The 3437-nt window shown below is 34.6% G+C and carries 2 protein-coding genes and 2 pseudogenes; all 4 read left to right on the forward strand.

Translation table 11 applies throughout. The features are described 5' to 3' along the window. Positions 1-186: pseudogene (locus tag ACFINU_RS09360) on the forward strand (hypothetical protein); the annotation flags it as partial. Beyond that, positions 176-1249, forward strand: a complete 1074-nt coding sequence (locus ACFINU_RS09365) for a DUF1376 domain-containing protein (protein WP_375618933.1) — start codon at positions 176-178, stop codon at positions 1247-1249. The pseudogene ACFINU_RS09360 and the gene ACFINU_RS09365, both read left to right, overlap by 11 nt. Beyond that, positions 1164-1688, forward strand: a complete 525-nt coding sequence (locus tag ACFINU_RS09370; RefSeq protein WP_375667620.1) for a hypothetical protein — start codon at positions 1164-1166, stop codon at positions 1686-1688. Before ACFINU_RS09365 ends, ACFINU_RS09370 begins: the two co-directional genes overlap by 86 nt. Before the next feature lie 193 nt (positions 1689-1881). Further along, positions 1882-2064: pseudogene (locus tag ACFINU_RS09375) on the forward strand (hypothetical protein); the annotation flags it as partial. Between the last annotated feature and the right edge of the window lie 1373 nt (positions 2065-3437).

Here is a 3437-nt window from a genome sequence, read left to right on the forward strand (position 1 = left end):
TATTCAGTAAAGAAGTTTGAAGCGGCACTGAATGTTTTGCTTGAAGAAGGATATCTCATTCGTTTAGCAGATGGTCGTTTGTGGAATTTAGATGTTGAAGAAGAACTCAACAGCCTTAGTGAAGAAGAGCTAGATAATTTCACTTGCAATAATAATGGAGAAAGGGAGGTGAAGTATGTCAACTAAGTTGCCATGGACGAGGCTTTTTTCTTCACAATGGATTGTTGATGTTAGTGGCATGAGTATAGTGGAAAAAGGTCTTTATATGACACTTGTCTTATATATGTATGAAGAGCGCCGCCCTATTATTGAAGATGCTGCAAAATTAGCACGGTGGGCTGGTTGTTCAGTGAGAGTTCTAAAAAATACATTAGATATCTTATTACGCGATGAGAAGATCATACGTTTAGAAGATGGTCGTTTATGGAGTTTAAAAGTTGAAGAAGAACTTAATAACTGTAATGAGAATTTAGATAAAGCTTCAGAAAAGGCTTCAAAAGCAGCAAAAGCTAGATGGGATAAAAACAAAGATAAAAGTAATGATGATGCACGTGCAATGCATGAGCAATGCACAAGCAATGCTCGTAGCAATGCATATGCAATGCTAGATGATGCCATTAACAATAACAATAACATTAACATATATAATAAAAAAAATAAAACTATCGTTTTATCAAAAAAAGAAACTGAATTTGAAGATTTAGAAACAACGGATTTGATTGAAGAGCCAATCGAGGTTGATGCGATTGAAAGCGAACCAAATCAAATCGCAACATCATCAGATAACCAGCCTCCTATTCACGAGCAGACAAGCGTTCCTAAGAAAGCCAAGCGGTCAAAAGCTAATCGAGGCTGTCGATTGCCTGCGGATTTCGAACCCGATTACGATTTTGCAATCAACGAGGGCTTGCCTCCGGAGCGTGTGAAAGTCGAAATCGCAAAATTTAGAGATTACTGGCGTTCAAAAGCCGGAGCAAATGCAACAAAAATCGATTGGCAAGCGACGTGGCGTAACTGGATAAGAAATTCAAAAGATCATAAAATCAATAATCAAGGTGGCAACTATGGAAGTTATAGTCAAAGGCAAAAAAGCATTGGTGAGCGTATCGCAGACAGTGTCCTTGATATCGGAAATCGAGGATATTTTGAAGCACATTCACGAGATGATAGCACCGGGCTTTCCGTTGATTTTGAAAGATGGCAGCCAATTAACGAAACAGCAGGAAGCGATTGCTTTAGAGGCTGGTGATCAATTGCAAGAGCTTTTCTCAGTGAAAGCAAGCAAAGAGGATATCGCCAAAGCACTTCGCATGTTATCCTGTGGTTTGAAAATATCGCAACAATCGGATCATGAGGGAATGGCATTGACGTATGGAATGGTTTTGGAAAATGTTTCGGCATGGTCACTGATGACAACGGTTAAACGAATTTTATGTGATGATATAGATGGTTTATCAGATACGTTTTTTCCAAGTACACGTGAACTTGTAAGGTTGTGTCGTGATTTGGAAAATAGCTTATTGACGAAAGCTAATCTTGTCCGCAAGGCGATTTTGAATACCCGTGAAAAGCTTTTGAAAGGACAGGAAGCGAAAGAACATTTTAGTCCCCTAACAGCTATTCACAAGCAAGAGCTTGCAGAGGTTTTGAAGGGTCTGAGAAGTGTTGTTCAGAATATTGAAGGTTAGCAAAGTAGTGCAATTTTCTGATAATTTTGTGATTAGACATACGTTTAAATTGACAGAAAGGCACCGTACAGAGCGATTTAAAGATTTTGTGATAAAAACCACATTGAAATTAAAAACGCTTCTGTACAGTCCATTTTGAGGCAAATAAACCCATTGGTAAAGTTATGGATTTAGATAGGGGATATTAAACCAAATGTTTTTAAAAAAACGTAAACAGAAGGGGGGGAAAAAGTTCGTTGCAACAGCGATTGGATATGCACCATGGGGATTAGGGGTAGCAGAGTATTTTTACAATCTTTACGAATATGATGATGGCACAAGAGAATATGAAGAATTTGACGGTGGTCAGTATCATGAGATACCTGAGAAAGTTGATATTCGATATCATATCAAAAAACACAATAAAGTCAATAGGTTGTGTGAAATTATTTTATATGAATCCACTTAAGAATCCACACTTTTATACGTGATTCATTTGACTATTTTTTATATAAGATTGCCATGTATGAATAGACCATAAAAAGCAAATCATGACGTGAATATTATAACGCATGTGTGTATTCAAATAAAATGAAAAGCAGCTATCATTCATAACAGTTTATAAATCTTATGATACGTTTTTATCACAGCACAAATCACATTGTTTAAAATTTAGTCGTTTGAAATATCGATAACATACGTTTAAAGATCACATCTTGTTTTAAAGATTGGATTGCTAATCACATAAAAGAGCAAATTAACATTCGCCAAAATTGGCGAGCGCAAAATAGAGAGCTGTCATAACAGCATCATCATAACACCGAACATTTTAAAGATTGCATAAAAGGATTTAAAGACAAGATCGATTTTATAACCACGGTATTTTTTTACCGAGGTAGGAAATAAAGGTCATGAAATTCAAAATGCTATATCTTATGAAATGAAAAGCCTTTTAATGAATAGATTGCAGGCTAGTCTTTAAGAATGGAACTATTCGCTTCCACAAAAAAATGGAGGCAAATAATGCCATGGCAGTAGAATAACTATCTACTTTAGATTTGGTACTAAAAACGTTTTAAAAGTTATAGTTTAAAAATACGAAACCAAATGAGCTCTTTCCAAATTTGGGGGCAGCTATTAAGACAAAGATAAGCAAACAAACTTCAAAACCATTGTAACATCATAAGGTATGGGTTTTTACTCAATTTTGAGTCAAAAGCTGTAATATTTAAGAATGCTCTATTCTAAGATAACATCCCCAAAATGGACCGGCTAATATTTAAAGAAATTAGGTTTTAATGAAAAGTACAAATACGCTTATGAGAACCTCTTTAAGTGCACGTTTAAACGTTTGAAACATAAAATGAGATCTTTATAAGAAACGTTAAAACTTTTTTTTATTACAGTTATAACTTAGTTATCATTTGCTCTTAAGAACGTTTCATTTATGAGAAAACTAAGATTTAGCTTTCACAGCAGAAAAAATTTAAAAACCTTACATTTTATAAAAGCGTTTGTTTATTTATCTTATGAAAAGCTGCTTTTAAAAACCAATGCTTGCAAGCTAAAAAGAACGTTTTTTGCAGATATTTATTGAATATGCATTTGCTTTTGATTGGATTGATAAAGCTACCGAGCATTTTGATTTGTTTGATACGTTTAATAGCCATAACAAGCATTTATAGGCTCTGTAATTCAAATGAGTGATTAAAGATCATACGCACATTTACGTTTCTTTTGATAAGTTTTCATATCTCTCATAGAGCGCTT

The sequence above is a fragment of the Bartonella sp. AC130YNZD genome (assembly GCF_042196865.1).
Classification (GTDB): Bacteria; Pseudomonadota; Alphaproteobacteria; order Rhizobiales; family Rhizobiaceae; genus Bartonella.